General features: G+C 69.7%; 28 protein-coding genes. 18 read left to right on the forward strand and 10 right to left on the reverse strand.

The window, feature by feature from the left end:
* Positions 1–54 precede the first annotated feature (54 nt).
* From AC07NG_RS05660 to AC07NG_RS05680, 5 genes are all read right to left on the reverse strand, one after another.
* The gene (locus AC07NG_RS05660) at positions 55–1,146 is read right to left on the reverse strand and encodes a YMGG-like glycine zipper-containing protein (protein ID WP_494592672.1); all 1,092 of its coding nucleotides are present in this window, start codon (positions 1,144–1,146) and stop codon (positions 55–57) included.
* Between the two features lie 138 nt (positions 1,147–1,284).
* Entirely contained in the window at positions 1,285–1,662 is a 378-nt protein-coding gene (locus AC07NG_RS05665) for a hypothetical protein (RefSeq protein ID WP_494592673.1), read from the reverse strand.
* Positions 1,663–1,905: 243 nt separating this feature from the next.
* The gene (ubiG, locus tag AC07NG_RS05670) at positions 1,906–2,670 is read right to left on the reverse strand and encodes a bifunctional 2-polyprenyl-6-hydroxyphenol methylase/3-demethylubiquinol 3-O-methyltransferase UbiG (protein ID WP_487288090.1); all 765 of its coding nucleotides are present in this window, start codon (positions 2,668–2,670) and stop codon (positions 1,906–1,908) included.
* Positions 2,671–2,672: 2 nt separating this feature from the next.
* Entirely contained in the window at positions 2,673–3,059 is a 387-nt protein-coding gene (locus AC07NG_RS05675; protein ID WP_492853714.1) for a type II toxin-antitoxin system VapC family toxin, read from the reverse strand.
* A complete protein-coding gene (locus AC07NG_RS05680) occupies positions 3,049–3,561 on the reverse strand; it encodes an AbrB/MazE/SpoVT family DNA-binding domain-containing protein (RefSeq protein WP_494592674.1) in 513 nt (170 codons plus the stop codon). Before AC07NG_RS05680 ends, AC07NG_RS05675 begins: the two co-directional genes overlap by 11 nt.
* 206 nt (positions 3,562–3,767) lie before the next feature.
* Between AC07NG_RS05680 and AC07NG_RS05685 the strand changes: the two genes are divergently transcribed.
* The 12 genes from AC07NG_RS05685 to AC07NG_RS05740 all read left to right on the forward strand — a co-directional run bounded on the left by AC07NG_RS05685 (position 3,768) and on the right by AC07NG_RS05740 (position 15,756).
* Complete coding sequence (locus tag AC07NG_RS05685; RefSeq protein WP_494592675.1) at positions 3,768–5,015, forward strand: aspartate kinase; 1,248 nt, start codon at positions 3,768–3,770, stop codon at positions 5,013–5,015.
* 99 nt (positions 5,016–5,114) lie between these two features.
* The gene (locus AC07NG_RS05690; RefSeq protein ID WP_487288094.1) at positions 5,115–5,579 is read left to right on the forward strand and encodes a hypothetical protein; all 465 of its coding nucleotides are present in this window, start codon (positions 5,115–5,117) and stop codon (positions 5,577–5,579) included.
* Positions 5,580–5,597: 18 nt separating this feature from the next.
* Entirely contained in the window at positions 5,598–6,332 is a 735-nt protein-coding gene (locus AC07NG_RS05695) for a helix-turn-helix domain-containing protein (protein ID WP_494592676.1), read from the forward strand.
* Positions 6,333–6,431: 99 nt separating this feature from the next.
* The gene (locus tag AC07NG_RS05700) at positions 6,432–7,784 is read left to right on the forward strand and encodes a hypothetical protein (protein ID WP_494592677.1); all 1,353 of its coding nucleotides are present in this window, start codon (positions 6,432–6,434) and stop codon (positions 7,782–7,784) included.
* A gap of 67 nt (positions 7,785–7,851) precedes the next feature.
* Positions 7,852–8,070, forward strand: a complete 219-nt coding sequence (locus AC07NG_RS05705) for a hypothetical protein (protein WP_492853711.1) — start codon at positions 7,852–7,854, stop codon at positions 8,068–8,070.
* Positions 8,071–8,165: 95 nt separating this feature from the next.
* Entirely contained in the window at positions 8,166–9,110 is a 945-nt protein-coding gene (locus AC07NG_RS05710) for a DMT family transporter (protein WP_492853710.1), read from the forward strand.
* 156 nt (positions 9,111–9,266) lie between these two features.
* Complete coding sequence (locus tag AC07NG_RS05715; RefSeq protein WP_494592678.1) at positions 9,267–9,653, forward strand: hypothetical protein; 387 nt, start codon at positions 9,267–9,269, stop codon at positions 9,651–9,653.
* A gap of 181 nt (positions 9,654–9,834) precedes the next feature.
* The gene (gene ptsP, locus AC07NG_RS05720) at positions 9,835–12,099 is read left to right on the forward strand and encodes a phosphoenolpyruvate--protein phosphotransferase (protein ID WP_487288099.1); all 2,265 of its coding nucleotides are present in this window, start codon (positions 9,835–9,837) and stop codon (positions 12,097–12,099) included.
* A gap of 157 nt (positions 12,100–12,256) precedes the next feature.
* Positions 12,257–13,330 (forward strand): helix-turn-helix domain-containing protein, encoded by a 1,074-nt coding sequence (locus AC07NG_RS05725; protein ID WP_494592679.1) that lies wholly within the window; start codon positions 12,257–12,259, stop codon positions 13,328–13,330.
* A gap of 66 nt (positions 13,331–13,396) precedes the next feature.
* A complete protein-coding gene (gene ispG / locus AC07NG_RS05730; protein WP_494592680.1) occupies positions 13,397–14,536 on the forward strand; it encodes a flavodoxin-dependent (E)-4-hydroxy-3-methylbut-2-enyl-diphosphate synthase in 1,140 nt (379 codons plus the stop codon).
* A gap of 180 nt (positions 14,537–14,716) precedes the next feature.
* The gene (locus tag AC07NG_RS05735; RefSeq protein WP_492853707.1) at positions 14,717–15,160 is read left to right on the forward strand and encodes a translation initiation factor 2; all 444 of its coding nucleotides are present in this window, start codon (positions 14,717–14,719) and stop codon (positions 15,158–15,160) included.
* Complete coding sequence (locus tag AC07NG_RS05740) at positions 15,157–15,756, forward strand: hypothetical protein (RefSeq protein WP_492853706.1); 600 nt, start codon at positions 15,157–15,159, stop codon at positions 15,754–15,756. The genes AC07NG_RS05735 and AC07NG_RS05740 overlap by 4 nt, the downstream gene beginning before the upstream one ends.
* A 109-nt stretch (positions 15,757–15,865) precedes the next feature.
* On the opposite strand, the gene AC07NG_RS05745 is transcribed toward AC07NG_RS05740, so the two are convergent.
* A complete protein-coding gene (locus AC07NG_RS05745; protein WP_494592681.1) occupies positions 15,866–17,248 on the reverse strand; it encodes an aminotransferase-like domain-containing protein in 1,383 nt (460 codons plus the stop codon).
* A gap of 97 nt (positions 17,249–17,345) precedes the next feature.
* On the opposite strand from AC07NG_RS05745, the gene AC07NG_RS05750 reads away from it, so the two are divergent.
* The 3 genes from AC07NG_RS05750 (at position 17,346) to AC07NG_RS05760 (ending at position 19,778) form a co-directional block, all read left to right on the forward strand.
* On the forward strand, positions 17,346–18,017 hold the full coding sequence (locus tag AC07NG_RS05750; protein ID WP_492853704.1) for a LysE family translocator: 672 nt from the start codon (positions 17,346–17,348) through the stop codon (positions 18,015–18,017).
* 373 nt (positions 18,018–18,390) lie between these two features.
* Entirely contained in the window at positions 18,391–18,882 is a 492-nt protein-coding gene (locus AC07NG_RS05755; RefSeq protein WP_494592682.1) for a molybdopterin-dependent oxidoreductase, read from the forward strand.
* 59 nt (positions 18,883–18,941) lie between these two features.
* The gene (locus tag AC07NG_RS05760) at positions 18,942–19,778 is read left to right on the forward strand and encodes an alpha/beta hydrolase (RefSeq protein ID WP_494592683.1); all 837 of its coding nucleotides are present in this window, start codon (positions 18,942–18,944) and stop codon (positions 19,776–19,778) included.
* A 15-nt stretch (positions 19,779–19,793) separates the two neighbouring features.
* On the opposite strand, the gene AC07NG_RS05765 is transcribed toward AC07NG_RS05760, so the two are convergent.
* Positions 19,794–20,321, reverse strand: coding sequence for a DUF1993 domain-containing protein (locus AC07NG_RS05765; RefSeq protein ID WP_494592684.1), 528 nt, complete (start codon positions 20,319–20,321; stop codon positions 19,794–19,796).
* A 191-nt stretch (positions 20,322–20,512) separates the two neighbouring features.
* Between AC07NG_RS05765 and prfA the strand changes: the two genes are divergently transcribed.
* Positions 20,513–21,574, forward strand: coding sequence for a peptide chain release factor 1 (gene prfA, locus AC07NG_RS05770; RefSeq protein WP_487288110.1), 1,062 nt, complete (start codon positions 20,513–20,515; stop codon positions 21,572–21,574).
* 166 nt (positions 21,575–21,740) lie between these two features.
* On the opposite strand, the gene AC07NG_RS05775 is transcribed toward prfA, so the two are convergent.
* Both AC07NG_RS05775 and AC07NG_RS05780 read right to left on the reverse strand, forming a co-directional pair.
* Complete coding sequence (locus tag AC07NG_RS05775; protein ID WP_494592685.1) at positions 21,741–22,265, reverse strand: GNAT family N-acetyltransferase; 525 nt, start codon at positions 22,263–22,265, stop codon at positions 21,741–21,743.
* Positions 22,266–22,319: 54 nt separating this feature from the next.
* Complete coding sequence (locus AC07NG_RS05780; protein WP_494592686.1) at positions 22,320–23,570, reverse strand: YihY/virulence factor BrkB family protein; 1,251 nt, start codon at positions 23,568–23,570, stop codon at positions 22,320–22,322.
* Between the two features lie 89 nt (positions 23,571–23,659).
* Here AC07NG_RS05780 and AC07NG_RS05785 point away from each other — a divergent pair, with 89 nt between their 5' ends.
* Positions 23,660–24,424 carry an MOSC domain-containing protein gene (locus AC07NG_RS05785; RefSeq protein ID WP_494592687.1) on the forward strand — a complete coding sequence of 255 codons (765 nt, stop codon included), beginning with the start codon at positions 23,660–23,662 and terminating at the stop codon, positions 24,422–24,424.
* A gap of 10 nt (positions 24,425–24,434) precedes the next feature.
* On the opposite strand, the gene AC07NG_RS05790 is transcribed toward AC07NG_RS05785, so the two are convergent.
* Positions 24,435–25,391 carry a DUF1028 domain-containing protein gene (locus AC07NG_RS05790; protein ID WP_494592688.1) on the reverse strand — a complete coding sequence of 319 codons (957 nt, stop codon included), beginning with the start codon at positions 25,389–25,391 and terminating at the stop codon, positions 24,435–24,437.
* 178 nt (positions 25,392–25,569) lie between these two features.
* On the opposite strand from AC07NG_RS05790, the gene prmC reads away from it, so the two are divergent.
* The gene (prmC, locus tag AC07NG_RS05795; protein WP_487288115.1) at positions 25,570–26,439 is read left to right on the forward strand and encodes a peptide chain release factor N(5)-glutamine methyltransferase; all 870 of its coding nucleotides are present in this window, start codon (positions 25,570–25,572) and stop codon (positions 26,437–26,439) included.
* Positions 26,440–26,546: the final 107 nt, after the last annotated feature.

The following is a 26,546-nucleotide window of genomic DNA, read 5'->3' on the forward strand; positions in this document are numbered from 1 at the left end:
GAAGCTCCGCGTCGGTTCTATGTCGAGAGCCCGACGCGGGAACTCAGGTGTGGATCAGCCGTCGACGCGGTAGCGGCCGTCGCTGTCGGGACAGACGCGGACGTAGCGGCTTTCGGTGCGGCCCTGGTACTCGGTCGGGGCCTGCACGAGGCGGCACTTGCGCTCGTTGTAGCGGTTCCATTCCGAATAACCGCCGGCCCGGTCGCGATAGTCGGCGCTTTCGCGATAGGGCACGGTGTCGTCGTAGGACCAGTACTGCCCGCGGGTGTCGCAGCGGGCCTTGGCGGTCGAGTTGCCGATGACCGCGCCGGCGCCGGCGCCGACCACGGCCCCCAGCACCGCGCCTTCGGTCTTGGCGTTGCGGGCGGCGACGTTGGAGCCGATCACCGCCCCGGCCAGGGCGCCGATCACCCCGCCGGCGGTGGCGTTGCGCTTGGCGTCGTCACGACACGGGTCGCTGTAGCTGCCGCCCGAGGGCCTGGTGTTGTCGCCATAGACGGGCGGCGGGGCAGGGCCGGCGTAGGGGTCGGTCTCGTAGCGGTCGCCCGCGTCCGGATAGCGCCGGTCATAGGACCCGCGGCCGTAACGGCGGTCGTAGTCGTCGCGGGCCCGCTCATAGCTGGCGCGGTCGCTCTCCCACTGGCGGCGCTGGGCGTCGTAGTCGGCGACATCCCGGGAGTCGTAGTTCTGGCCGCTGGTGGCGAAGCGACGGGCCTCGTCGGGGTAGCGGCGGTCGTAGGCGCCGCGGCCGTTGCGACGGTCATAGGCGTCGCGCGTGCGCTGGTAGGCGGCGCGGTCGGCCTCGAACTGGCGCTGTTCGGCGTAGTAGTCGCCGCTGGTGGGGTAGGCCGGCGTGCGCCAGCGGCTGGCTTCGCTGGGATAGCGGCGGTCATAGGCCCCGCGGCCATAGCGGCGGTCGTAGTCGTCGCGGGCGCGCTCATAGGCGGCCCGGTCGGCGTCGTACTGGGCCTGGCGGCTGTCGTAGTCCGCGCGGCGGGCCTCGTAGGACGAGCGCTGCTGCTGATAGGTCTGCAATTGCTGCTGGTAGGCGCTATCGCTCTGAGTTTCGTACTGCGCCATGGCGGGCGCGGCCGAGGTGATGGCGACGGCGCCGGCCATCAGCCAGGCCAGACGACGGGAGGTCATGGGGAAGTCTCCGTTCCGACGAACGGATCGGGCGCTCCGCCCCACGAGAGGCGCCGATCCAGGTTCCAAGTCCCTGCGGCGAAATAAGCCGCAGCGAAGGTCAAGGTTCCCGGAAAAGGTCTCGAAAAAGGACTGGGATCAGTCGGTCAGCCAGGTGACGGCGAAGCGCTCGCCGGTCCAGACCGCCACGGCCATGGACGCTTCCTCGGTTCCGAACGACAGGGTCGGGGCCTTCAGCTCGACCTGGCGCGGCTCGTCGGCGGCGCAGGGCGCGCCGACGTCCTTGGCGCAGGTGGTCGGATAGGTCCCGGCCGGCTGGGCGGCGATGAAGAAGTTGGCCGTATCGGCGACCAGGGTGATGGTCTCGGGCTTGCCGGGTGCCGCGCCGCGCTCGACCACCAGCACATGCGCCCCGCCGCGCGGCTCCAGCCGGGCCAGGTCGGCCTTGCCGTCGCCGTCGAAATCCCCGGCCAGCGAGGGCAGGGCGGCGGCGAGGGCGAGCAGCAGGGCGGACATGGGGAGTACTCCAGGGTTACAGCCGGAGGTTGGCGCGCGGCCGCCCGGCGTCAAGCCTCTTTCAGGGCGGCCCTGATGCGTTCCTGTTCGAGCGCTCGCTCAACCGCTATGCGAACGGCTTCATGTGGCGTGCAGCCGAGCTGGCGCGCCAATTCATAGATCCTCGACAGGATCTTCTGGTCGCTGATGATGAGCGGTCCAGTCTCGGACATGACGCAGTTTTACCGCGAACCCCGTTCGGCGTCACGCCGCCGGCTTGGTGACCGTCATCATGTAGTTGATGTCGACGTCGGTGGAGCGGCTCCAGCGGCCGGTCAGCGGGTTGTAGGCGACGCCGAACGGGCCGTGCATCTCGACCGGCTCGCCGGCCAGGAAGGCGCGCAGCTCCTCGGGCTTGAGGAACTGCTTCCATTCGTGGGTGCCGGGCGGCACCCAGCGCAGCACGTATTCGGCGCCGATCTTCGCAAGCGCCAAAGCCTTCAGCGTGCGATTGAGGGTGGCGACGATCATCAGGCCGCCGGGCTTGAGCAACTGGGCGCAGGTGCGCAGGAAGGCGCCCGGATCGGCGACGTGCTCGATGACCTCCATGGTCAGCACCACGTCGAACGGACCCGCGCCCTCGGCGACCAACTGCTCGGCGGTGGCCGGGCGGTAGCCGATGGACAGACCCTGCTCGGCGGCGTGAGCCGCGGCGGTCTTGATGTTGTTTTCCGAGGCGTCGATGGCGGTGACGGAAAAGCCCAGGCGCGCCATCGGCTCGCTCAGCAGGCCGCCGCCGCAGCCGATGTCGATCAGGGACAGGCCCTCGAACGGCGCGCGCTCGTTGCCGTCGCGGCCGAAGCGCTCCAGCGCCTGCTCCCGGATGAAGCCCAGCCGGCAGGGGTTGAACACATGCAGCGGCGCGAACTTGCCCTTCGGGTCCCACCACTCGGCGGCGATGGCCGAGAACCGCGCCACGTCGGCGGGGTCGATGCTCCAGTTGGGCGTATTCGGGGCGCTCTGAGTCATGGTCAGCGTATGAGCACGACTTCGACCGGCAGGTCCAGATCGCTCCAGGCCCGATCGGTCGTCATGACCGGGAGACCTTCCCTGATGGCCAGGGCGAGGCAGGCGCGGTCGCCGAGCGACAGGCCCTTGTGGCGGGTGGCGGCGCGGAGAAGGCCGGCCTGGATGGCGAGATCGCCATCGAAGTCAGCGATGTTCAGCGCCAGCGTCGAGAGGCGGCCTTCGACGTCCGAAGGCGTTGCGCCGCGCTCGATCAGCTTGGTGACCACTTCAGCCAGGTTGACGGTGGATATCCGGGCGTCCTTGAGCGCCGCGGCAGCGCGATCCTGGCCGGATTCGCCAAACAGGATCGCCAGGACGGCGGAGCAGTCCATGATGAATTCAGTCGTCATGGCGGCGTTGAGCCTCCCAGGCCCGGGCTTCCTCTTCCTCCTGGGCGGCCTCTCGGCGGCGATCTTCGATCAACTCGTCGGACGCCAGTTTGTCGGAGGGGATAGCGAAGCTCGCCACCCAGTTCTGCAGACGACGCACGGACTCCGGAAGGCTGATGAGCTTGAAGAACTCGCCATCCAGCTCGGCGATGATCACGCCGTTCGCTCCAGCGCCGAGCGCCGCGAGCACCTCGGGTGGAAGCGTCAGCGATCCGTTCCTGAGTTCCAATCGGTAGCTCTTCGGCCGATCGTGGACAAAGGCTCCGGCGTCGCCTTCCGCCATTCCTATCGGCGCGAGCGTCTCAGCCGGACGCGCCTCCTCCAGCACATTCCGCACGTGCTGGTAGCGCTTGCCGAGGATGCGGGCGATGTCGGCGCGCTTGTAGCCGGCGGCGGCCAGGGCGCGGATCTTGCCGGCGACGGTGGTGTGGCCGGCCAGCAGGCGTTCGACCTCGGGCGACATGGCGCTTTCCGATCGTCTGTGGACAGGTAGATAGTCAGTCAGGTTGCACCCTGCGTCAAATCCTCGCCCCATCCCGAGAAAAAAGACACATCCGCGACATTGCCGTTGCGCCAAGGCCCCGCTAGAAGGCGCGGGCTTGCGCGGAAGGACGGGTTCCGGCCGCGAAGGCGCAAGAAAAAACCGCTTTGGTTCGAGGATTTAGAGACGTGTCACGTCTGGTGATGAAGTTCGGCGGCACCTCGGTGGCCGACCTGGAGCGCATCCGCCGGGTGGCGCGCCTGGTCGCCGCGGAAGTCGCCACGGGCAAGCAGGTCGCCGTCGTCGTTTCCGCCATGTCGGGCAAGACCAACGAGCTGGTCGCCTGGACGGACGGAGCCGGCCGCGCCGCCGCGGGCCTTCCCGCGTCTGACGACGAGTACGACGCCGTCGTGGCGTCGGGCGAGCAGGTGACCGCCGGCCTGCTGGCCATGACCCTGCGCAACATGGGCCATAAGGCCCGCTCGTTCCTGGGCTGGCAGGTGCCGATCCTCACCAACGAGGCGCACGGCAGCGCCCGCATCGAGGACATTCCGCCCCAGAACCTGGAAGCCTGCTTCGAGGCCGGCGAGATCGCCGTCATCGCCGGCTTCCAGGGCGTGACCAGCAAGCAGCGCATCACCACGCTGGGCCGTGGCGGTTCGGACACCAGCGCCGTGGCCATCGCCGCCGCGGTGAAGGGCGCCTGCGACATCTACACCGACGTCGATGGTGTCTACACCACCGACCCGCGGATCGAGAGCAAGGCCAAGCGCCTGGCCAAGATCAGCTACGAAGAGATGCTGGAAATGGCCTCGCTGGGGGCCAAGGTGCTGCAGACCCGTTCGGTCGAGATGGCCATGGCCCATCGCGTCCCGGTGCGGGTGCTGTCGAGTTTCGTCGAGCCGGGCGAAGCCCCGGGCCAAGGTACGATCGTCTGCGACGAGGAAGAAATCATGGAAAAGCGCATCGTCTCGGGCGTCGCCTACAGCCGCGACGAAGCCAAGATCACCCTGCTGGGCCTGCCCGACCATCCGGGCGTGTCCTCGCAGATCTTCGGCCGTCTGGCCGACGCCAATGTGAACGTCGACATGATCGTGCAGTCGCGCGCCCGCAGCGCCGACACCGCCAACATGGAGTTCACCGTCGGCAAGCGTGACGCCGCCCGCGCCGTCGAGATCGTCCGCGCCGCCCAGGTCGAGATCGGCTTCGAGGACGTGGCCGTCAACGAGGACGTCGCCAAGGTGTCGGTGATCGGCGTGGGCATGCGTTCGCACGCCGGCGTCGCCCAGTCGATGTTCGCGGCCCTGGCCGAGAAGAACATCAACATCCAGGTCATCTCGACCTCGGAGATCAAGATCTCGGTCCTGATCGACGCGGCCTACACCGAACTGGCCGTCCGCGCCCTGCACGCCGTGTACGGCCTGGACCAGCTGTAAGAACGCGCATCCCCTCGTCCCAGGCGGGGCGAGGGGGATCGCCGTTGCCTAAACGTCGTGCTCTGACGTTATGAAGGCGCACCAGCCTTCGAGAGTCCCATGTCCGACGTCTTCAAGTTCGATCCCGCCGCCAAGACCGTCACCTTCCACGGCGACGCCGGCCTCGAGCTGCTTTACGACCTGCTGCTGCGCGCCAAGTTCGGCGACGGCTACGAAAAGCCGCTGCTGGTCAGCCCGTGGCTGGCGGCGCTGCTGCGCCAGCTGGACCAGGCGCTGCCGGACGACGGCCAATGGTTCCCCGAAAAGCCCGGCCAGCCGATCTTCGACACCGACGACCTGCTGGCCATGGGCGACGCCGTGATCGAGGAAGGCCACACCGTCGGCTGGTGGACCATGACCGAGCCGGAAAAGCGCGACTACCTGCGCGACGTCGTCGCCGCGCCGCACCCGCTGACCGACCTGCAGGTCGAGTTCATCGAGAGCGACATCGACGCGGCTCTGGAGCAGGCCCGCCGCCTGGTCATGGACGCCGAGGAGCCTCTGGCCCTGCCGGGTCACGGCTGAGTTCGCTATAGTGAGGTCATGGGCCACGACCTGACCGCCCCCGCCGAGCTGTCCTTTCGCCGCTACAGCGTCGAAGCCATCTCGCACGCCCACGACTTCGACCAGATCGTGCTGCCGCGCCGTGGCGTGCTGGAAATCGAGATCGACGGCCGGGGCGGCCGGGTCGATCCGGGCAGCGCCGCGGTGATCCCGCCGGGCACGCGCCACGTCTGCGCCGCCGACGGCGAGAACCTGTTCGTGGTGGCCGACATCGGGTCCTCCCTGATGGCGCCGTTCGAGCGCCTGCGCGAAAAGCCGTTCGCCTGCGTCACCAGCCCGGTGCGCGGCCTGCTGTCGTTCCTGTCGGGCGAGGCGCCGGGCGGGATCGACGACGGCGTCGCGGGGCTGTGGACGCCGCTCCTGCTGCGCGGCCTGTCGAGCGGCCCGATCGCCGTCGATCCGCGCCTGGCCCGCGCGGCGGCGATGATCGAGGCCCGCTACCACCAGCCGCTGACCGTCCGCGACCTGGCGGCAGAGGCCGGCATGAGCCAGAGCCGCTTCTTCGACCGCTTCGCCGCCGCCTACGGCGCGACCCCGCACGCCGCCCTGACCGACGCGCGGCTGCGGGCCGCCCAGCGCCTGCTGGACGATCCTCTCCTCTCCGTCGCGGAGATCGCCGTCCGCACCGGTCACGGCGACCAGAGCACCCTGACGCGGCGGATGAAGGCGGTGCTGGGCGTCACGCCCGCGGCCTGGCGCAAGGGGCGGCGCTAGCCCCGGCCCTACGTCCCGATCTGGCGTGGGAGGATGGTGCTCTTGGGGCTCCAACGCCCCCGCGCAGTGCGGTGGCTCCAAACAAAAGGAGCTCCAAGGATGACCGACGAACCCGTCTCCGACTTCATGAAACCCATACTGCTGTCGCCCGACGCGACGGCGGCCCGCGCCGGTTTCGGCTTTACCGGAACCGACAAGCTTCTGGGCTGGGGCAGCTATTTCCTGCCTTCGGCCGATAGCGCGGTCGACAAGCAGTTCGCCGTCGTGCAACGCCAGCAGCAGCCGGGCGGCGTGCTGGGCGCGATCTACGGCCAGAAGGTCTCGGACTATACCGGCGGCTCGTCCGGCGACGCCGACGCGCCGGTCAACGCCGCCGTGCACGGCTACAACCAGGTCGGCGCCAACGTGACCTACTGCAACGAACTGGGCGGTCTGTTCGTGACCGACAACTACTCCTATCACGGCCAGGGCTCGGGCGTGTTCTGCCAGGGCAACGCCAGGCATGGCGGCCGCGCCTGGGGCGTGCTCGGCGAGGGCAAGGAGTGGCCCGAACTCCTCACGGCCACGGCCGGGCAGACCCATTTCGACGTCCCGAACCATGTCCCCGGCAAGGTCGTGGTGCTGAAGAACAAAGTGGCGCTGCAGCGTGGGACCGATTTCACCGACAGCGACGGGCAGAAGATCGTCCTGAGCTCGCCGGCGGCCGCCGGCGACGAGATCAGGGCCTATCGCGAAGATCCGGCCTACGCGGTCATGGGCGCGGAGCTCGACGTCTACGCCGGCGCCGGATCGGACAACGCCAATCCCATTTCGGGTAACCGCGTAGGCCTTTCGATCTTCGCCTACCGGCTGTTCAAGGATGTCGTGCTGCCGGCCAGGGTCGGCACGCTGCTCAACCTGGTGTCCGATCCGGCGGACGGCGAGAACGTTACCGTCGACCGAGGGGTGCTGTTCCAGGGCAGGTTCGCCGCCGGGATCGATTTTTCGGCGACCAACGCCGCCTTCACCGACTACCTCATCAAGTTCCGCAACGGGGCCGGGGTCTCGGAGGCGGGCAACCTGGCGATCGGCGACGCGCCGCCGCTAGACACGCCCGGCCATGCGACTATCCGGGTGCGCAACGACACGTCGGGCGGTCTGATCGAGGTCGGCGGCGGCCAAACCCTCGGGCGCGTCCAGGCCTCGAACGGCTCCGGCGTCGTCTTCGGCTCGGATACCGACACCGACGTGCTGGTGACGCGCAAGGGCCTCGAGAGGCTGCGTGTGGGGGCAGGGGCGATCACCGCTTCGGTTCCGATCCGGCATCCGACCTACATCCGGTCGACCGCGCCCAGTCCGGCCATCGGCGCGGGCGCCGAGATCTACGTCTCCGACCTGACCGGCGGCGCCGAACTTTGCTTCTCGGACGGGGTGAACTGGCGTCGCAACTCCAACCGCGAAGTCATGTCCTGAGCCGGTCATTACGATTGAGACCAGGATCCATCCCTATGAACTGCTGATCCGCTGGACCGACGGCGTGATGACCGGCGCGCACTATGTCGAACTGGTCCAGACCGTGCGCGACGGGGTGGTGATCTCCACGGCTCCGACCGCCCCGCGCAGCATCGTCGACGCGGGGCGGCTGGCGGGCGAAGTGCTGGGCGTCGTCCAGGCCAGCGCCGTCGCCGACAAGCTGCGGGCGGAGGCCGAACTGGCCCTCGCTCTGGAGCGTATCGCCGTCCTGGAGGCGGGGCGCTAGAAGCCGCCGGGATCGGGCGCGGGCGGGAGCCTTCGCCCGATCTTCGGGAGTTTTCGCCAAAGCCAGGGCTTCACGCGCCTGCTAGGTCCGGGGTCATGATCAGTCCCCGGAACCTTCTGCTCGGTCTTCTCTACGGTCTCGTCGCCGGCGCCCTGTGGGGCGGGGTGTTCCTGGCGCCGAAGCTGCTGGAGGCGTTCACGCCGCTGCAGATGACCGCCGGTCGCTACATCGCCTACGGCCTGGCCGCCGCCGTGCTGCTGGCCCCGAGCTGGACGTCGGTGATGGCGCGGATGGACCGCCGCGACTGGCGCGATCTCGCCGGGCTGAGCCTGCTGGGCAACCTTGTCTACTATGTGGGCCTGTCGGTGGCGGTGCAGACGGCGGGGGTGGCCCTGGCCTCGCTGATCATCGGCCTGCTGCCCGTGACCATCACCCTGGCCGGCGCCCGGAAAGGCGAGGGGGCCCCACTGCGGGCCCTGGCCGCGCCGCTGGCCCTGATCATCGCCGGCGGGGTCTGCATCAACGTGGCGGTGTTCACGACGCCGTCGGACGTCCCGGTCGGCAAGCTGATCCTCGGCGTGCTTGGCGCGACCCTGGCCCTGGCGGTCTGGACCGCCTACGCCGTCTGGAACGCCCGCCGCCTGGCCGCGACCCCGAAGTTCAGCAGCCACGAATGGTCGCTGCTGACGGGCCTGGTCACGGGCTTGCTGTCGCTGGTGCTGGTGGTTCCGGCCTTCCTGATGGATGGCAAAGTTCATCCGCCGGCCGCCTGGGGCTGGTTCTGGATGGTCAGCTTCGCCGTCGCCATCGGGGCCTCGGTGATCGGCAACGGCCTGTGGAACGGCGCCAGCCGCCTCTTGCCGCTGTCGCTGTCGGGCCAACTGATCGTGTTCGAGACCCTGTTCGCCCTGCTCTACGGCTTTCTGCACGAGGGCCGCTGGCCGCACGTGCTGGAGTGGTCGGCGATCGTGCTGATGCTGGCCGGCGTGCTGTGGTCGGTGCGGCTGCATCGACCGGGGGCGGCGCACGCGGGGGAATAGCTCCACCTTCTTCCGGGAGCGCTGAAAAGCTCTGGAAAAACCTGACACCAACATGAACAGGCGCGTTCAGGTCGGGTTCAAACGGCAAGGCTCATAAACGTCCTCAACAGCGCCGCCTCCGGGTTTGGCGACGCTTCTGGAACAAGGAGCACTGCCATGAAGACCATCGGTAAGTTCAGCAAGATCGCCATCAGCACCGCCATCGCCGGCGCGCTGGTCCTGCCCGCCACGGCCGCCTTCGCCGGCGATCGCGGCAAGAGCAACAAGACCGAGCGCGCCATCCTGGGCGCGGTTCTGGGCGGCGCGGCCGGCGCCATGCTGGGCGACGGCGACGGCGGCGCGATCGCGGTCGGTGCCCTGGCCGGCGGCGCCATCGGCGCGGCCACCGCCAAGGACAAGCGTCATCACCGCTACAGCAGCCGCTATGACGAGCGTCGCCCGTACTACAGCGACACCCGCTACGGCTATAACGACCGCTACGACCGTCGCGACCATCGCGATCGCTACGACAGCCGCTACGACTATTACGGTCAGCGCCGCTAAAGCTTGACCGCTGACAAGCTAGGCAAGACGCCGCCCCTTTCCGGAGGGGCGGCGTTTTTTGCGCTTAAGGGTCGAGGAAAAACACCGCGCTCACTGTGCGGCGCGCGAAATCTGCTATAGCGCGCATGACAGGACGACGTGCTTCGACGCGTCGGAACCAAGGGAGCGCACGACAGGCGACATGGCAGGCCCCGGCATCGCCGTTCGAGGACCCAGAAGCCTGCTTCGCCAGATCCGCGAGGCCATGGCCGGCGGCGGACCCGCCCAGGCCAAGCTCGACATGGTGGTGCGCACCATCGCCGTCTCGATGGTCGCCGAGGTTTGCTCGATCTATCTGCGCCGCGCCTCGGGGGATCTCGAGCTCTTCGCCACCGAGGGCCTGTCGCGCGACGCCGTTCACGTCACCCGGATGAAGCCGGGCGAAGGCCTGGTCGGCGAGACCATGCGCCTGGGCCGGCCGCTGAACCTGTCGGACGCCGCCAGCCACCCGTCGTTCTCCTATCGTCCGGAAACGGGCGAAGATCCCTACCACGCCTTCCTGGCGGTGCCGCTGCTGCGCGGCGGCCGGGCCATCGGCGTGCTCGTCGTCCAGAACCGCACCGAGCGGGTCTATGAGGACGAGGAGGTCGAGGACCTGCAGATCATCGCCATGGTGCTGGCCGAGATGGTCAGCTCCAGCGAGCTTCTGGGCGCCGACGAGCTCAAGGACGTCGAGCTGGCCCCGCACAAGCCCGAGCGGCTGAAGGGCGCGCGCTTCGCCGAGGGGCTGGCTTATGGCGTGGCCGTGCTGCACGAGCAGCCGGTGGCCCCCGAACAGCTGCTGTCGGACGACGCCCTGGCCGAGGAGGCCCGGCTGAAATGGGCCATCGAGGCCCTGCAGACCCAGATCGACGAGATGCTGGACGGCCAGCACGGCCTGGTCGGCGCCAGCTACGAGGTGCTCGACACCTATCGCCTGTTCGCTCACGACCGGGGCTGGAACCGGGGCCTGCAGGAGGCCGTGCGCTCCGGCCTGACGGCGGAAGCCGCGGTCGAGCGCGTGCGCTCCGAGCACCGCGCGCGCCTCGGCCAAGCCCGCGACCCCTATCTGCGCGAGCGGCTGCACGACCTGGAAGACCTCAACGACCGGCTGCTGCGGCACCTGTCGGGCGACGTCCACGCCGTGCGCCAACTGCCCGAAGACGCCATCCTGATCGCGCGGAACCTGGGTCCCGCCGACCTGCTGGAATACGACCGCACCAAGCTGAAGGGCATTCTGCTCGAAGAAGGCTCGGCCGCCAGCCACGCCGGCATCGTGGCCCGGGCGCTCGACATCCCGTGCGTGGGCCGCCTGGCCGGCCTGCGCGATCGGGTCAGCGAGGGCGACCCCGTGGTGGTCGACGCCGAGACGGCCGAGGCCTGGCTGCGCCCGCGCCCCGACGTCGTGAAGGCCCTGAAGGCCCGGATGGAGGTCCGCGCCCAGCGCAAGGCCGAGTTCGCCCGCCTGCGCGACACGCCGGCCTTCACCCGCGACGGCTCCAAGATCACCCTGCTGATGAACGCGGGGCTCGCGGTCGATCTCGACATCCTGGGCGAGACGGGCGCGGAGGGCATCGGCCTGTTCCGCACCGAGTTCCAGTTCATGGTCGCCGAGGAGATGCCGCGGCTGGAGGCCCAGACGTCGCTCTACGAGAAGGTGCTGGAGGCCGCCAACGGCATGCCGGTGACCTTCCGCACGCTCGACCTCGGCGGCGACAAGCTGCTGCCGTACATGGAGCTGGAGCGCGAGGACAATCCCGCCCTGGGCTGGCGCGCGGTGCGCATGGGCCTGGACCGTCCGGCCCTTCTGCGCCTGCAGATCCGCGCCCTGATCAAGGCCGCCGCCGGCCGCGAGCTGCGGATCATGTTCCCGCTGGTGGCCAATGTGGACGAGTTCCGCGCCGCTCGCGCCTTCGTCGACCAGGAAGTCGCCTGGGCCCTGAAGCGCGGCCGCCCCGCGCCGGCCCGCCTGGACGTCGGGGCGATGGTCGAGGCCCCGTCGCTTCTGTGGCATTTGGACGCGTTGCTGCCGATGACCGACTTCGTTTCGGTCGGCACCAACGACCTGATGCAGTACCTGTTCGCCGCCGACCGGGGCAATCCGCGGGTGTCGGACCGCTACGACCCGCTGTCGCCGGCTGCTCTGCGCGCGCTGAAGACCATCCAGCAGGCCTGCGAGGACACTGGCACGCCGGTGTCGGTGTGCGGCGAGATGGCGGGTCGTCCGCTGGAGGCTTTCGCCTTGGTGGCCTTGGGTTTCGACCGCCTGTCGATGCCCCCGGCCGGCATCGGTCCCGTCAAGCAGATGGTGCTGTCCTGCGACCGCGAGGCCGCCCGCCGCAACGTCGAAGCTCTGCTGAAAGGGTCCGGCGGGTCCTTGCGGGGCGAGATCGAAACCTTGGCCAGGAAGCTCTATGTCGCCGTCTAGACTGAGGGCGCGTTAACCTTGCGGCCAAGTTTAGTGCATTGAATCCGGCTACTTACTTTGATATCCACAATCAAATGTTAACAAAGGCCGGCTAGAGTCGGCGCAAGATCGGTCGGACTCTCGTGCGACGCGAATTTTCTGGGGTGATCTGTTCGTCATGCCGCTCGACACGGGCAGGGTGAGTCATTTGAGTCTGGTCGCCGAGGGCGACCGGGACGAGGCTGGGGCCGTGACGGCCGGTCAGCCTTCGGTCGATCACGGCGTCGACCTGGGCGAAGCCCTGCGCGCCGCCCGCCTGTTCCACGGCATGACCTTGCAGGACGTGGCCGACGCCACCCGCATCCGCCAGGCCTATGTCGAGGCGCTGGAGGACATGCGCCTGGACGAACTGCCCTCGCGGCCGTTCACCATCGGCTACATCAAGGCCGTGGCCAACCTGCTGCACCTGGACGCCGAGGCGGCCGTGGCCCGCTTCAAGCTGGAAGCCCACGACGACGTCGAGCCCCTGCGCGCGCCGATCGGCGTGCATCGCCAGCGCGACCCGCGCCTGGGCCTGCTGTTGGCCGGCGGCCTGCTGGTCGGCGGCGCCATCGTGCTGTGGAACGTCGCCCAGCGCGCCATGACCCATGACGCCGAGCCCAAGGCCCAGGTGGCCGCCGGCGCGGTTCCGCCCAGCACCCCGACGGCCGTCGCCGCCGGCGGCGCTGGTGGTGACGGGGGCGGCTCGGTGTCGCTCGGCGCGCCGCTGCCGGCTCCGGTCGAGTCGACCACCCCGACGCCTTACGTGACCCCCGGCCTGGAAGCCGCCGCCGCCGCCGGCGGTTCGGCCGACGCCGTGGCCGCCGCCGCCAAGGCCCGCAAGGAAGCCGAGGCCCAGGCCGCGCCCGAGGCGATCGCCAATCTCGGCGCGCCGTTCAAGTCCAAGGGCGCGATATACGGCGCGGCTGCGGCCGACTCGTCGGGCGTGATCCTGCAGGCCCGCAAGTCGACCTCGCTGGTGGTGCGCGGCGCCGACGGCGCGGTCTACTTCACCCGCTGGCTGTCGGCGGGCGACGCCTTCCGCGCCCCGCGCACGCCAGGCCTGGTGGCCGACATCGCCGAGCCGGGCGCCGTCGACGTGTTCGTCGGCGGGGTGCTGACGACGCGCCTGTCGGCCCCGCAGACGCCGCTGGCCAAGCTGATCCCGGTTGCGCCCAAGCCCGTCGCCCCGGCGCCGGCCAAGCCGCAATAGGGTCTTTGGTCGAAGCCTTCGCGCTCGGGCCTTCTATCCGTCACCAAGACCCACTAGATTGGCGCCATGGCCGCTGACCACACCCACGTTCGTCCCTGGCGCATGATCGAGCGCCGCAAGTCGCGCAAGATCCGCGTCGGCAGCGTCGAGGTGGGCGGCGACGCGCCGATCTCGGTGCAGTCGATGACCAACACCCTGACCAGCGACGCCGTCGCGACGCTGAATCAGATCCGCCAGCTGGAAGAGGCCGGCGCCGACATCGTCCGCGTCAGCTGCCCCGACGTCGACAGCACCGAAGCCTTCAAGACCATCGCCCGCGAGGCGAAGGTGCCGCTCGTGGCCGACATCCACTTCCACTACAAGCGCGGCATCGAGGCGGCCCAGGCCGGCGCGGCCTGCCTGCGGATCAATCCGGGCAATATCGGCAGCCCTGACCGCGTGCGCGACGTCGTCAACGCCGCCAAGGACCACGGCTGCTCCATCCGCATCGGCGTCAACGCCGGTTCGCTGGAGCGCGAACTGCTGGAGAAGTACGGCGAGCCGTGCCCCGACGCCATGGTCGAGAGCGCGCTGAACCATGCCCGCATCCTGCAGGACCACGACTTCCACGAGTTCAAGATCAGCGTGAAGGCGTCGGATCCGTTCATGACGGTGGCCGCCTATCACCAGCTGTCGGAACGCATCGACTGCCCGCTGCACCTGGGCGTCACCGAGGCCGGCGCCCTGCGCACCGGCACGGTGAAGAGCGCCATCGGCATGGGCTCGATGCTTTGGGCCGGCATCGGCGACACCATCCGCGTCAGCCTGGCCGCCGATCCGGTGGAAGAGATCAAGGTCGGCTTCGACATCCTGAAGTCGCTGGGCCTGCGCCACCGTGGCGTCAACATCATCGCCTGCCCGTCCTGCGCCCGCCAGGGCTTCAACGTCATCAAGACGGTGGAGCAACTGGAAGAGCGCCTGGCCCACATCGCCACGCCGATGTCGTTGTCGATCATCGGCTGCGTGGTCAACGGCCCGGGCGAGGCGCTGATGACCGACATCGGCTTCACCGGCGGCGGGGCCGGGGCGGGCATGGTCTACATGGCCGGCAAGCCCGACCACAAGCAGTCCAACGAGGGCATGATCGACCACATCGTCGAGCTCGTGGAGAAGAAGGCCGCCGAGCTGCAGGCGGCCCAGGCCGCCAAGGCGATCGCGGCGGAGTAGAGCGGACGGCGCGAAGGCCTCGCGCCAGCGTCGTCGCAAAAGCTTCAACTTTTCAAGGGTGTGCGGGCTGCCGCCGCCTCTTGTCGGTTTGAATTATTTCGATAACAACACTATGTTGCAGCTAGACTGTGCAATTGACCGCGTCTAGGTTGAGCCCTGTAACTTTGAGTTGGGGGCTACATGAACACCTATCTTCGCGGCGCGTCGCTGTTCCTGGCGGCGGCCTCCCTGAGCGCGTGCGCCACCGTCACGCGCGGCACCACCCAGTCCTTCACCGTCGAATCCTCGCCGCCGGCCGAGGTGAAGACCTCGACGGGCTTCAGTTGCCCGTCGACGCCCTGCACCCTGAAGCTGCCCCGCAAGGAAGGCTTCACGGTCACGGTGACCAAGGCCGGCTACAAGACCCACACTTCGGAAGTCGTCAGCAAGATGAGCGGCGGCGGCGGTGCGGCCCTGGCCGGCAACGTCCTGGCCGGCGGCATCATCGGCATGGGCGTCGACGCCTCGAGCGGCGCGCTCAACGACCTGACGCCCAACCCGCTGAAGGTGGTGCTGGAGCCGGAAGTCGCCACGGCGCCCGCGGCTGAAGCCGCCGCCGCCCCGGCCGCGAGCGGCACGCCGTGAGCGCGCTCCGCACTTTCGCCCGCGTCTCGCGCGCGGCCCTGGTCGGCGCGGGCCTGCTGACCCTGGCCGCCTGCGCCAGCGCCTCCAAGCCCGAGCAGATGACCATCACCGCCAGCACGGTTCCGGCCGCCGCTCCCGGCGCGCCGGGCTACAAGGCGTTCCGCGTGGCCGCCGTCCAGGGCGGCGGCGAGACCAACCCGCTGTGGATGTCCAACGTCTCCGACAAGGACTTCAAGCTGGCGCTGGAAACCTCGCTGAAGGGCCTGAACTATCTGGCCGACAGCAGCGACAAGGCTTCGCTGGAACTGAAGGCCAGCATCGTCGACCTGCAGCGGCCGATGGCCGGCATCGACATGTCGGTGACCTCGAAGGTGCGCTACAGCGCCATCCCGGTCGGCGGCGGCGCGCCGGTGTTCGACGACACGGTCGCGGCCACGGGCACGGCTCACTTCGGCGAGTCCCTGCTGGCCGTCGAGCGTCTGCGCAAGGCCAACGAGGCGGCGATGCGGGCCAATATCGAGGCCTTCGTCAAGCGCCTGCAGGAAGGCCTGAAGACCAAGGGCGGCGCCAGCAGCGCCAGCATGTACCAGCAGTAGGCGCTCGCGCCTTCGGCTGTGACGCAAGGACCCGGCGACGCCATGCGTCGCCGGGTTTCCTGTTTCCGGAGGGGAGCGGCTTCAGATCGCCGGCCTCAGATCACTGGTCTCAGATCACCGGTCTGGCGCGCTCGTCGACGTCGGTCAGGGCGGCGGCGACGATCCGCAGGCCCTCTTCCAGCTCGACCCGGTCGGCCGCCGCGCCCAGGGCCAGGCGCACGCCGGTGACCAGGCCCGGCTCGACGATCGGGGCGGCGGGCGGGGTGACCTCGGCGCCGCCGCGCAGGGCGCGGCCGGCCAGGCGCTCGGCCTCCAGCTCGCTCATCGGCAGCCACAGGTGCGGCGCGGTCGGGGTGGCAGGGCCGGAAAGGGCGTTGCCCAGGATCGAGCGGGCCAGGGCGACGCGGGCGGCGGTCTCCTCGCGGATCTCGGCCAGGATGGCGTCGGCCGTGCCGTCCTCGATCCATTGGCCGGCGATCAGCATGCCAAAGCCCGGCGGGGCGTAGGCGATGGCGCGCATGGTCTCGAGGATCCGCTCCAGGGCCGCGTCGTCGGGGGCGATGACGAAGCCGGCCCGCAGGCCCGGGGCCAGGGTCTTGGACACGCCCGAGACGTGGAACGTCCGCTCGGGCGCCAGCATGGCGAGGGGGGGCGGGGCGCTGGGCGCATAGGCGCCGTAGATGTCGTCCTCGATCAGGATCAGGTCGAGGCGGCGGGCGACCGCGACGATCGCCTCGCGCCGGGCCAGCGACATGATCCGCCCGGTGGGGTTCTGCAGGGTGGGCAGCACGGCGACCACCCGCGCGCCGGTGGCGGCGACGGCGGCTTCCAGGGCGTCGGGCCTCAGGCCCTCGTCGTCCATGGCCACGCCTTTCAGACGATAGCCGGCGTGGGCGGCCAGGGCGCGGATGCCGTGGAAGGTCGAGGCCTCGCACAGCACCGCGTCGCCCGGCCGCGCCACCGCGCCGAAGGCCAGGGCCAGGCCCTGCTGGGCGCCGGCGCAGCAGACCAGGCGCCGCCAGTCGGCGGTCTCGAAGCCGGCGCTGCGGGCCAGCCACTCGGCGGCGGCGCGACGATGCCGCTCCAGCCCGGCGGCGGGCGAATAGTCCAGATGATCGGCGAGGTCGGGGCGGCGACGCAGGCGCTGCATCGTCTCGCCGATCACCCGCGAGGCCGGCCAGTTGAGGGCGACGTTCTGGGACAGGTTGATCGGGCCCTCGCGGCGGCGCGGCGAGCCGATCGCGCCGGGGGCGTTGACGAAGCTGCCGCGGCCGACATGGGCGCTGACCAGCCCGGCCTTCTCGGCCTCGACATAGGCCCGGGTGACGGTGCCCAGGCCCAGGCCCAGCCGGTGGGCCAGGTCGCGCTGCGGCGGCAGGCGGGTTCCGGCCGGCAGGGCGCCCGAGGCGACGTCGGCGCGCAGGGCCTCGACCAGGCGCTCGTAGATCGGCGCGTCGCCATCGGGCAGGGCGGGGGTCCAGGCGGCGGCCATCGGGCGCTCCATTCATATTGTCACTGTATCAATATAAGTTTTGACTCATAGATCAATCAAAATCATCACCGTGACATTCCTGTCCAGGGAGGTCCCGATGACCCCGCAACTGATCCTCGCCTTCGTGCTGTTCGCCTTCGCCACCGCCGGCACGCCCGGTCCCAACAACATGATGCTGCTGGCATCGGGCGCGAACTTCGGGTTCCGCCGCACGATCCTGCACATCCTGGGGATCAGCCTGGGCCTGGGGGCGATGGTGCTGGCCATGGGCTTTGGGCTGTCGGGCGTGTTCAAGGCCTGGCCGGTGCTGCACGAGATCCTGCGCTGGGTCGGGGCGGGCTACATGCTGTGGCTGGCCTGGAAGATCGGCACGGCCAAGGGGGTGTCTGAGCGCGAGGCCGGCGGCAAGCCGATGGGCTTCTGGGCCGCGGCCGCCTTCCAGTGGGTCAATCCCAAGGCCTGGGCCATGGCGTTGGGCGCGGTGACCACCTATGCGCCGGAGGGCGGTTCGATCCTGGTCGTGCCGATGCTGGCGGGCCTGTTCATGCTGGTCGGCGCGCCGTGCAGCGCCGCCTGGGCCGGCTTCGGCATGGCCCTGCGCCGGTTCCTCGACCGGCCGGCGGTGCTGCGCGGCTTCAACATCACCATGGCCGTGCTGCTGGTCGTGTCGCTCTACCCCACGATCTTCGGCGGCGGCCATGCGCCCAAGACCGCGCCGCGCGACCTGGCGCTGATCAGCAAGCCCCTGGTCTTCGCCTGGCGCGGTTGAGGGGTCTTGCTACTGGACTCGGCGACGACCGTCTCCCAAGCTTGGCCTCCCAAGGGGGAGAGCTGTATGCCAGACGTTGGCGAGAGGGTTTTTCGAAGGTTCGCCAAGCTCTTCGGAGCGCTGTGCTTCGTCTATGCGGCGGTGTGCGCGTTCAGGACGACAGCGCACACGCTGGACCCGAGCCGGTTTCCTGATGAAGGAGGTTTGGACAAGTTCCTGATCTTCATCGCCCTGGGTTATGGCCTGCGCCTACTGGCGCGGATCGACCAGAAGCTCGACGAGCGTCTTGCAGCGCCGTCGAACTGCAAGACGGACTGACTTGCGCCGGCGCGCCGCGCGGGATCACATCGTCGGGTCCTTTGGAGTTTCCTCGATGCGTCTCGCCGCCGCCCTCGCCGCAACCGTCCTGGCGCTCGCCCCCGCCGCCTTCGCACCTTCGGCCTGGGCCCAGGACATCAAGGTGACCGTGCAGGGCCGCGACAGCATCGTGCTGACCCCGGCCGACTTCGCCGCCCTGCCGCGAGCCAAGGCGACCATGGTCGAGGGCGGCAAGAGCGCCGTCTACGAAGGCGTGCTGCTGAACGCCGCCCTGGTCCAGGCCGGCGTGGTGCACGGCGACCGGCTGATGGGCCGCTACCTGAACCAGGTAGTGATCGTGAAGGCGGCCGACGGCTACACCTCGATCCTGTCGCTGGCCGAGACCGACCCGTTCTACCGCGACAATCCGGTGGTCATCGCCGACCGCAAGAACGGCCAGCCGCTGGACGCCCGCGAAGGCCCCTACCGGGTGGTGGTGGATGGCGACAGGAAGCCCTCGCGCTCAGCCAGGCAGGTGAGCGCCATCGAGGTGCGGCCGGCCTACTGAGCCTGGACAATCGACGCGAACCGGCGAAGCCTGCTCGCTAAACGATTGTGGGGCTTTCCGTGACCAAGCTTATCCTCAACCGCCGCGGCCTGTTGGCGGCGACCCTGGCCTTCGCCGCCGCGCCGGCCCTGGCGCACGCCGCGGCGGCGACCTCGACCACCACCCTCAAGGTCGGCGACCGCGACGTCGAACTGACCATCGTGCGCCCGGACGCGCCCAAGGGCGTGGTGATCTTCTCGCACGGGGCGGGCGGCTGGCCGGCCGCCTACGGCGCCCTGTTCGACCTGTGGAGCCAGGCCGGCTTCATGGTGGTCGCGCCGCTGCACGTCGATTCCCAGAAGAACCCCAATCGCCTCGACCTGCGTGCGGCCTTCCCGCTGCGCCTGGCCGACCTGGCGGCCGCCGCCGACTACGCCGCCAAGGCCGCGCCGGGCCTGCCGACGGCCTCGGCCGGCCACTCCTACGGCTCGCTGATGTCGCTGATCCGGGGCGGGGCGCTGGAGGGGATGATCCCGGCCCAGGACCCGCGCACCAAGGCCGTGCTGTGCTTCTCCAGCCCGGGCGTCATCAAGGGTCTGATCGGTCCGACCGCCTACCAGGGCGTCAAGGGACCCATGCTGATGATCACCGGCGACAAGGACGTCCTGCCGGGCATGATCGAGGACTGGCATGAGCACCTCTATCCGTTCGACACCAGCGCGGCCGGGGCCAAGTACCTGTGGGTCGGCAAGGGCGTCGGCCACAGCATGTCCTACCAGCCTCAGGCGCTCGGTTTTCCCGAGGCCTCGGCGCTGAGTGTGGCCTTCCTGAAGGCCAAGGTGCTGGGTGACGCGGCCGCCGAGGCCGCGCTGGCGGCGCAGGCCTCGACGCCCCTGGCCGACTGGAAGACGCGATAAGGCGGTCGGACGGCCCTAGGCCGCCCGCACCCGTTCCGCGCCCAGGTTCAGGTAGTCGCGCTTGCCCAGCGGCACGCCGTGATGGCGCAGGATGTCGTAGGCGGTCACGACGTGGAACTGGAAGTTCGGCAGGGCGAACTCCAGCAGGTAGTCCAGCCCCGTGAAGCCCAGGGTGAGCGGGCCGGCGGGGAACACCACCTCGCGGGTCTCGGCCCCTTCGAAGGCTTCGGCCGGAACGCTTTGCACATAGGCCAGGCTGCGGGCCACGCGATCCTGCAGCTGGGCGAATGTGGTCTCGTCGTCGGTCATGGGCGGGGCGCCGCCGCCGCTCAGGCGGGCCATGGCGCCGCGGGCCGCGTCGGAAGCGCGCTGGATCTGGCCGGCCAGCGGCAGCATGTCTTCGAACAGACGGGCCTGGACGAAGGCGTCCGGGTCGGCGCCGGCGGCTTCCGCATGGGCCTTGGCCTTGTCGAGCAGGTTCGATAGCGTGGTCAGGCCGCGCGTGAAGGCGGTGGCCGTGACGTGGTGGATCGAAAAGGACATGGGCGTTTCCCTGGGCAGGCCGCGGCGCGCGGCCGGCTCTACGACTAGCTAGCGCCAGTCCTGTGAGTTTTCAAACGATACTGATGGCGGTGGGCGTCAGCAGTCGACGGCTTGGCCGCGCCTCCATTCCCTTCCCCCCGGAAAGGGCCTAGAGAAGCCGGCCCCATCCTTCAGCCGTGCGATCTCTTCCCTTGCGACTGCCCCAGGCCCGCCTCGACCAGGTTCTCGACCGTTTCCGCGAAGTGGAGGCCCGCATGGGCGCGGCCACCGACGGCGGCGAGATCGTCAAGCTCTCCAAGGAGCACGCCGAGCTGCGGCCGGTGGCCGAGGCCGTCGAACGCCTGGCCAAGCTGAGCGCCGAGCGCGCCGAGCTGGACGAGATGGCCGCCGATCCCGAGATGGCCGCCATGGTCCGCGACGAGATCGAGGCTCTCGACGAGCGCCTGCCGATCCTGGAGCGCGAGCTGGCCTTGATGCTGGCTCCCAAGGACAAGGACGAGAACGCTTCGGCCATTCTCGAAGTGCGGGCCGGCACCGGCGGCGACGAGGCGGCGCTGTTCGCCGGCGACCTCTTCCGCATGTACCAGCGCTACGCCGTCACCCAGGGCTGGCGGGTCGAGGTCGACAGCGTCTCCGAAGGCGAGATGGGCGGCTACAAGGAAATCATCGCCTCGATCACCGGCGACGGCGTGTTCGGCCGGCTGAAGTTCGAGAGCGGCGTGCACCGGGTGCAGCGCGTGCCCGAGACCGAGGCCCAAGGCCGCATCCACACCTCGGCCGCGACGGTGGCCGTGCTGCCCGAGGCCGAGGACGTCGAGATCGACATCAAGGAAAGCGATCTGCGGATCGACACCTACCGCTCGTCCGGCGCCGGCGGCCAGCACGTCAACAAGACCGACTCGGCCGTGCGCATCACCCACTTGCCCACGGGCGTGGTGGTGACGTCGTCGGAAAAGAGCCAGCACCAGAACCGCGCCAAGGCGATGAAGAACCTGAAGGCCCGGCTCTACGACATGCAGCGCCAGGCCCTGGACGACGCCCGCTCCGACGCCCGCAAGAGCCAGGTCGGCAGCGGCGACCGCTCCGAGCGCATCCGCACCTACAACTTCCCGCAGGGCCGGGTGACGGATCACCGGATCAACCTGACCCTCTACAACCTGGCCAAGGTGATCGAGGGCGAGTCCCTGGACGACGTCATCAACCCGCTGATCGCCGAGGACCAGGCCGCGCGCCTGGCGAGCCTGGAAGACTAAGGCCCTTCTCCCCTTGCGGGAGAAGGTGTCGGCGCAAGCCGACGGATGAGGGGTCTCTCAGACGCAAAACGCCGCGAAAGCTGATCGGCTTTCGCGGCGTTTCTGTGCGTGCGACCCCTCACCCGACCTCCTTCGGAGGCCACCCTCTCCCGCAAGGGGAGAGGGATCAGATGGCTTTCTCCATCACCACGAAGCTCAGATCGTCCCGCAGCGGCTTGCCGAAGCGGTCGTCGCCGTGGGGGAAGGGGCGGGTTTCGCCGGTGAGGGCGTAGCCGCGGCGTTCGTACCAGGCGATCAGGGTGTCGCGGATGTGGACCACGGTCATCTGCATCCGGACCGCGCCGCGCTCGCGGGCGAAGGCCTCGCCGGCCGCCAGCAGGGTGCGGCCCAGCTGCCGGTCCTGCAGGTCGGGGCGGATGGTCAGCATGCCCAGGTACCAGACGCCCGGCTCGGCCGGCTCCAGCCAGACCGAGCCCAGGATCGGGCCTTCCGCCTCATCGCGGGCGGTCAGGATCACCGCGTCCGGCGAAGCGGCCAGGTCGGCCTGCAGGCTTTCCAGGTCGATGCGCTGGCCGTCGATATAGCCAGCCTCGGTGGTCCAGCCGGCCTGGGCGCCCTGGCCGCGATAGGCGGAATTGACCAGGGCGACGAGGGCGTCGTGTTCGGAAGGAAGGGCGGGGGCGAAGATCATGGCCGCGAGCTAAGCCATGGGTCGCGCGCGGCGCCAAGCCCGGGGCTTGAGGCCTCAGGGCTCGGGCGGCGGCGGTTCCTTGCGGCCCATCCGCGTCGCGTGCCCCCAGTAGCGGCCGCCGATGCGTTTGACCGTGCCGGCCTCGCGCTTGATCATCTCCCAGGGATGGAAAGCCAGACCGACGGTGTCGGCCATGGCCGCGCCGCGCGCGCCCATCGGCTTTTCGGGGCCGGTGGTCGAGTCGTGGGCGGTCTGGTGCTCGATCTCGGCGTTGAGCTCGGCCCCGATCAGCACGGTCATGATCGAGAACCACACCCAGACCATGAAGGCGATCACCGCCCCCAGCGGGCCATAGGTGGCGTCGTAGTGGGCGATGCGGTTGACGTAGAGCGAAAAGCCCAGCGAGCCGATCAGCCAGGCGGCCGCCCCGAACAGCGCGCCCAGCACCACCCAGCGCCAGCGCGGACGGGCCCGGCAGGGGGCGAAGCGGTAGAGCATGGCGAAGGCCAGGGCGGTGACCAGCCATACCGTCAGCCAGCGCAGCGGGATCCACAGGGCGGCGATCGCGCCCAGGCCCAGGCGTTCGAAGGCGATCGGCAGGGCGATCAGCACCGCGGCGATGAACACCGCATAGACCAGGGCGCACAGGGTGAAGCCGTAGGTCAGCAGGGTCTTGCCGACGAAGTGGCGTTTCTCGTCCTCGTCATAGGCGACGTTCAGCCCGTCGAAGAGCGCCTTCATGCTGGCGTTGGCGCTCCAGATCGACAGCAGCAGGCTGACCACGAAGGCCAGGCCCAGCTTGCTTCCCTCCTGGCTGGCCAGGCGCAGCATCTGCTCGCCGACGATCTGGACGACGCTGGCGGGGAAGACGGTGGCCATCTCCTGCAACTGCTTCTCCACCGCCCCGACGTCGGCGAACAGGCCATAGAGCGAGACGAAGGCGCCGATGGCCGGGAACAGGGCCAGCAGGGTGTAGAAGGTCACGCCGCCGGCGACCGAGGGCAGCTTGTCGACGCTGATCTCGCGGGCGGTGCGCCAGAGGATGTCGCGCCAGCCGAGCAGGGGAATGCCATGGGGATGCCGGGCGGCGCGGCCGCGCCGGGGCTCGGCGGCGTCGAACTCGTCGGGCGGCATGGTCCGGTCTTCCGACAGGCCGGGCGGCGGGGCGTGGGGCTCCTCGACCGGCTCCAGCCGCTTGGGGAAGGCGAACGGCGCGACCGCCAGCAGCAGGATCCAGGGCGCGAGGTGATAGGGCCGTGTGGCCAGCCACGACCGGATGGGGCGTCGCGGCGCGGTGTCGGTCATGAACGGGCCTCCCGGGCTTGGGAAATTCGCGAGCGGGCGCTGCGTTCCTTGATCTTGCCAAGCCTCAGCTGCGCGACCACCTTGCCGCCATGCAAGCCCAGGTCGCCTCGCTCTATCGTCATCCCGTCAAGGGCTTTACGCCCGAGCGCCTGGAGGCGGCGACGCTGAGCGCGGGCGCCTGCTTCCCGTGCGACCGGCTCTATGCGGTCGAGGACGGTCCCAGCGGCTTTGACGCCGACGCGCCGGGCCACCTGTCGAAGATGAAGTTCACCGTGCTGGCCAAGATCCCGCAGGTGGCCAAGGCGCGCACGGCCTATGACGAGGAAAGCGGCGTGCTGACCGCCTCGGCCGAGGGGCTGGAAGCCTTCGCCGGCGACCTGCGCGGCGAGGAAGGGCGGCGCGGTTTCGAGGCGTGGCTGGCGGCCCTGCTGGGCGATGAGGCGAGAGGTCCGCTGCGGGTGCTGGAGGGGCCGGGCGCGCACCGGTTCATGGACAGCAAGTCGGGCTTCGTCTCGATCGTGAACCTGGCCAGCGTGCGCGACCTCGCCGAAAAGGTCGGCCGTCCGGTCGATCCCCTGCGCTTCCGCGCCAATCTCTATGTCGAGGGCTGGCCGGCCTGGGCCGAGAACGACTGGACGGGAAAGACGGTGAGCGTCGGCGCGGCGACCGCCCAGGTTCTCAAGCCCATCGTCCGTTGCGCGGCCACCCACGTCGATCCGATCACCGCCGAGCGCGACATCGAGGTGGTGAAGGCGCTGTTCGACAACTACGGCCACACCTTCTGCGGCATCTACCTGAACGTCACCGAAGGCGGTTCGGTGGGGCAGGGGGATGCGGTGGTGGTCGAGGCCTGAGGGCGAGCGCTCAGCGCCATAGCGTCAGCGCGGGGTCCTCGCGCACGGGGGCGAACAGCGGATCGTCTCGCTCCATCGCCGCCCATTTCGGATTGAGGCGATGCAGGGCCGAGAGCGCCTGAACGGCCGCGGCGCGGTCGCCCATCGACATCTGCAGGCGCGCGGCCCGGCGCCAGACGCGGTCCCAGTCGCCGCCCAGGCCGATGGCGACGGCGATGTCGCTTCTGGCGGCGTCCAGACGGCCCCGGCGCGCGGCGCGTTCGGCGCCGGCCAGCCGCTCGTTGGCCTGGCGAAGGTTCAGCAGCCGGCGAAGGTCGGCGATCGGGGCGTCGGAGGCGTCCACCCGCAGGTCGACGTCGCTCCAGCCGCCCTCGACGGTGCGGACCAGCAGGGCCGCCGACATCCGCCCGGTGGTCTGGCCGCCCGCCGCCTCGCCGGCTTCCAGGGCGGCGAGCAGGCGATCGGGCAGGGGACCGGCGGTCCGCGCGAACGCCGCCTGCATCGCCTCGAGCACCTTGGCGCTTTCCAGGCCGTTGCCCTGGACGCTGTAGCCGGCCTGCGCCTGGTGGCCGGCCCAGGCGGAGGCGGCCGCCTTGTCGCCGGTGAAGGCGAAGGCCCGTCCGTCGGCCGCGACCACGGCGACCTGGCGCCAGCTCTGGTCCTGGTCCTCGAAGCCGCCGTCCTCGGCCAGCAGAGTGGCGACGACCTTCTGCGGATCCTGGCCCTGGGCCAGCAGGCGCAAGCCCTTGGGGCCGTAGTGCGGATTGGTCTCGAACTGGGTGACGACCGCGCCGACGCCGCCCTCGGCGTAGGCCACGCTGGCGCCGACGGCCAGGTTGTTGGTGGCGACCGCCACCCCGCAGGTCTTCTGCGCGTCGCAGGCGGCGATGGAGAAGGTGGCGCTGGCGGGCGTGGCCAGGGCGACGAGGCCGCAGCCGGCGAGACCCGCGATGATCGAACGAAGCACGTCGTCTTCCCCCTCAACTCGACCGCGACTGTTCCGACCCGGTCGCCGGGTGTCACGTGAAAAGCGGTTCATGCCGAGGGGGCGGTCCATGGCAGGTCCGGACAAGCAACGGCGCATCGCCGACGCTAATCCATCTGCAATCTCGCCCTCGCCGCCGCGACGCGCTATTGGAGCCGCCATGACCCTCACTCTCGTCAAAGCCTGGAACGGCGCCAAGGAGCGCCTGAAGGAAGCCGGCATCGATCAGCCCGCCATCGACGCGCGCCTGATGCTGGAAGTCGCCGCCGGCGTCAGCCGCACCGACATCATCACCGACCCCTATCGCGAGCTGACCGCCGAGCAGGTGGCCACGCTGGACGACTACCTGGAGCGCCGCGCCCGCCGCGAGCCGGTCAGCCACATCATCGGCCGCAAGGGGTTCTGGAAGATCCTGCTGTCGGTGACTAAGGACGTGCTGACCCCGCGCCCCGAGACCGAGGTCATCGTCGACGAGGTGCTGAAGGCCTTCCCCGAGACCATGGCCTTCAACCTGCTGGACCTGGGCGTCGGCTCGGGCTCGATGCTGATGGCCATCCTGGCCGAGCGTCCGGCCGCCAAGGGCCTGGGGATCGACATCTCCGAAGAGGCCCTGGCCGTGGCGCGCGAGAACGCCGCCAACCTGGATCTCGACGGTCGCCTGGCGCTGATGCGCGGCGACTGGACGACGGGCCTGGGCGATGCGTCGTTCGACGTGGTGGTGTCCAACCCGCCCTACATCCCGACCGCCCATATCGACACCCTGGAGCCGGAAGTGCGCGACCACGAGCCGCGCCTGGCGCTGGACGGCGGGAGCGACGGCCTGAGCGCCTATCGCGCCCTGGCGCCCGAGATTCTGCGGGTGCTCAAGCCCGGCGGCCTGTTCTGCGTCGAGATCGGTTTCGACCAGTCGGCGGACGTCGAGATCCTGTTCAAGGCGGCCGGCGCGCAGAACGTGCGGACGGTCAAGGACCTCTCCACCCACGACCGCGTTGTCACGGGGTTCAAAAACCCCTTGGAAACGGCCGCGTGAGGCGCTAGACGAAAGGGGTCTCCTTCCAAATCGCCGGGTGACGGGAAGAGCGGTCGTTTCGACGGTCGCCAGACGCATCCGGCAGGCGCGAACGGCCGACGAGGCCG

This window comes from Caulobacter sp. GW821-FHT10C03 (assembly GCF_059415485.1).

What these genes read in the sequence shown, in the direction of transcription:
- AC07NG_RS05660 (WP_494592672.1), bottom strand. Translation starts at nt 1,146, where the DNA reads ATGACCTCCCGTCGTCTGGCCTGGCTGATGGCCGGCGCCGTCGCCATC.
- AC07NG_RS05665 (WP_494592673.1), bottom strand. Translation starts at nt 1,662, where the DNA reads ATGTCCGCCCTGCTGCTCGCCCTCGCCGCCGCCCTGCCCTCGCTGGCC.
- ubiG (WP_487288090.1), bottom strand. Translation starts at nt 2,670, where the DNA reads ATGACTCAGAGCGCCCCGAATACGCCCAACTGGAGCATCGACCCCGCC.
- AC07NG_RS05675 (WP_492853714.1), bottom strand. Translation starts at nt 3,059, where the DNA reads ATGACGACTGAATTCATCATGGACTGCTCCGCCGTCCTGGCGATCCTG.
- AC07NG_RS05680 (WP_494592674.1), bottom strand. Translation starts at nt 3,561, where the DNA reads ATGTCGCCCGAGGTCGAACGCCTGCTGGCCGGCCACACCACCGTCGCC.
- AC07NG_RS05690 (WP_487288094.1), top strand. Translation starts at nt 5,115, where the DNA reads ATGTCCGACGTCTTCAAGTTCGATCCCGCCGCCAAGACCGTCACCTTC.
- AC07NG_RS05695 (WP_494592676.1), top strand. Translation starts at nt 5,598, where the DNA reads ATGGGCCACGACCTGACCGCCCCCGCCGAGCTGTCCTTTCGCCGCTAC.
- AC07NG_RS05700 (WP_494592677.1), top strand. Translation starts at nt 6,432, where the DNA reads ATGACCGACGAACCCGTCTCCGACTTCATGAAACCCATACTGCTGTCG.
- AC07NG_RS05705 (WP_492853711.1), top strand. Translation starts at nt 7,852, where the DNA reads ATGACCGGCGCGCACTATGTCGAACTGGTCCAGACCGTGCGCGACGGG.
- AC07NG_RS05710 (WP_492853710.1), top strand. Translation starts at nt 8,166, where the DNA reads ATGATCAGTCCCCGGAACCTTCTGCTCGGTCTTCTCTACGGTCTCGTC.
- AC07NG_RS05715 (WP_494592678.1), top strand. Translation starts at nt 9,267, where the DNA reads ATGAAGACCATCGGTAAGTTCAGCAAGATCGCCATCAGCACCGCCATC.
- ptsP (WP_487288099.1), top strand. Translation starts at nt 9,835, where the DNA reads ATGGCAGGCCCCGGCATCGCCGTTCGAGGACCCAGAAGCCTGCTTCGC.
- AC07NG_RS05725 (WP_494592679.1), top strand. Translation starts at nt 12,257, where the DNA reads ATGCCGCTCGACACGGGCAGGGTGAGTCATTTGAGTCTGGTCGCCGAG.
- ispG (WP_494592680.1), top strand. Translation starts at nt 13,397, where the DNA reads ATGGCCGCTGACCACACCCACGTTCGTCCCTGGCGCATGATCGAGCGC.
- AC07NG_RS05735 (WP_492853707.1), top strand. Translation starts at nt 14,717, where the DNA reads ATGAACACCTATCTTCGCGGCGCGTCGCTGTTCCTGGCGGCGGCCTCC.
- AC07NG_RS05745 (WP_494592681.1), bottom strand. Translation starts at nt 17,248, where the DNA reads ATGGCCGCCGCCTGGACCCCCGCCCTGCCCGATGGCGACGCGCCGATC.
- AC07NG_RS05750 (WP_492853704.1), top strand. Translation starts at nt 17,346, where the DNA reads ATGACCCCGCAACTGATCCTCGCCTTCGTGCTGTTCGCCTTCGCCACC.
- AC07NG_RS05755 (WP_494592682.1), top strand. Translation starts at nt 18,391, where the DNA reads ATGCGTCTCGCCGCCGCCCTCGCCGCAACCGTCCTGGCGCTCGCCCCC.
- AC07NG_RS05765 (WP_494592684.1), bottom strand. Translation starts at nt 20,321, where the DNA reads ATGTCCTTTTCGATCCACCACGTCACGGCCACCGCCTTCACGCGCGGC.
- AC07NG_RS05775 (WP_494592685.1), bottom strand. Translation starts at nt 22,265, where the DNA reads ATGATCTTCGCCCCCGCCCTTCCTTCCGAACACGACGCCCTCGTCGCC.
- AC07NG_RS05780 (WP_494592686.1), bottom strand. Translation starts at nt 23,570, where the DNA reads ATGACCGACACCGCGCCGCGACGCCCCATCCGGTCGTGGCTGGCCACA.
- AC07NG_RS05785 (WP_494592687.1), top strand. Translation starts at nt 23,660, where the DNA reads ATGCAAGCCCAGGTCGCCTCGCTCTATCGTCATCCCGTCAAGGGCTTT.
- prmC (WP_487288115.1), top strand. Translation starts at nt 25,570, where the DNA reads ATGACCCTCACTCTCGTCAAAGCCTGGAACGGCGCCAAGGAGCGCCTG.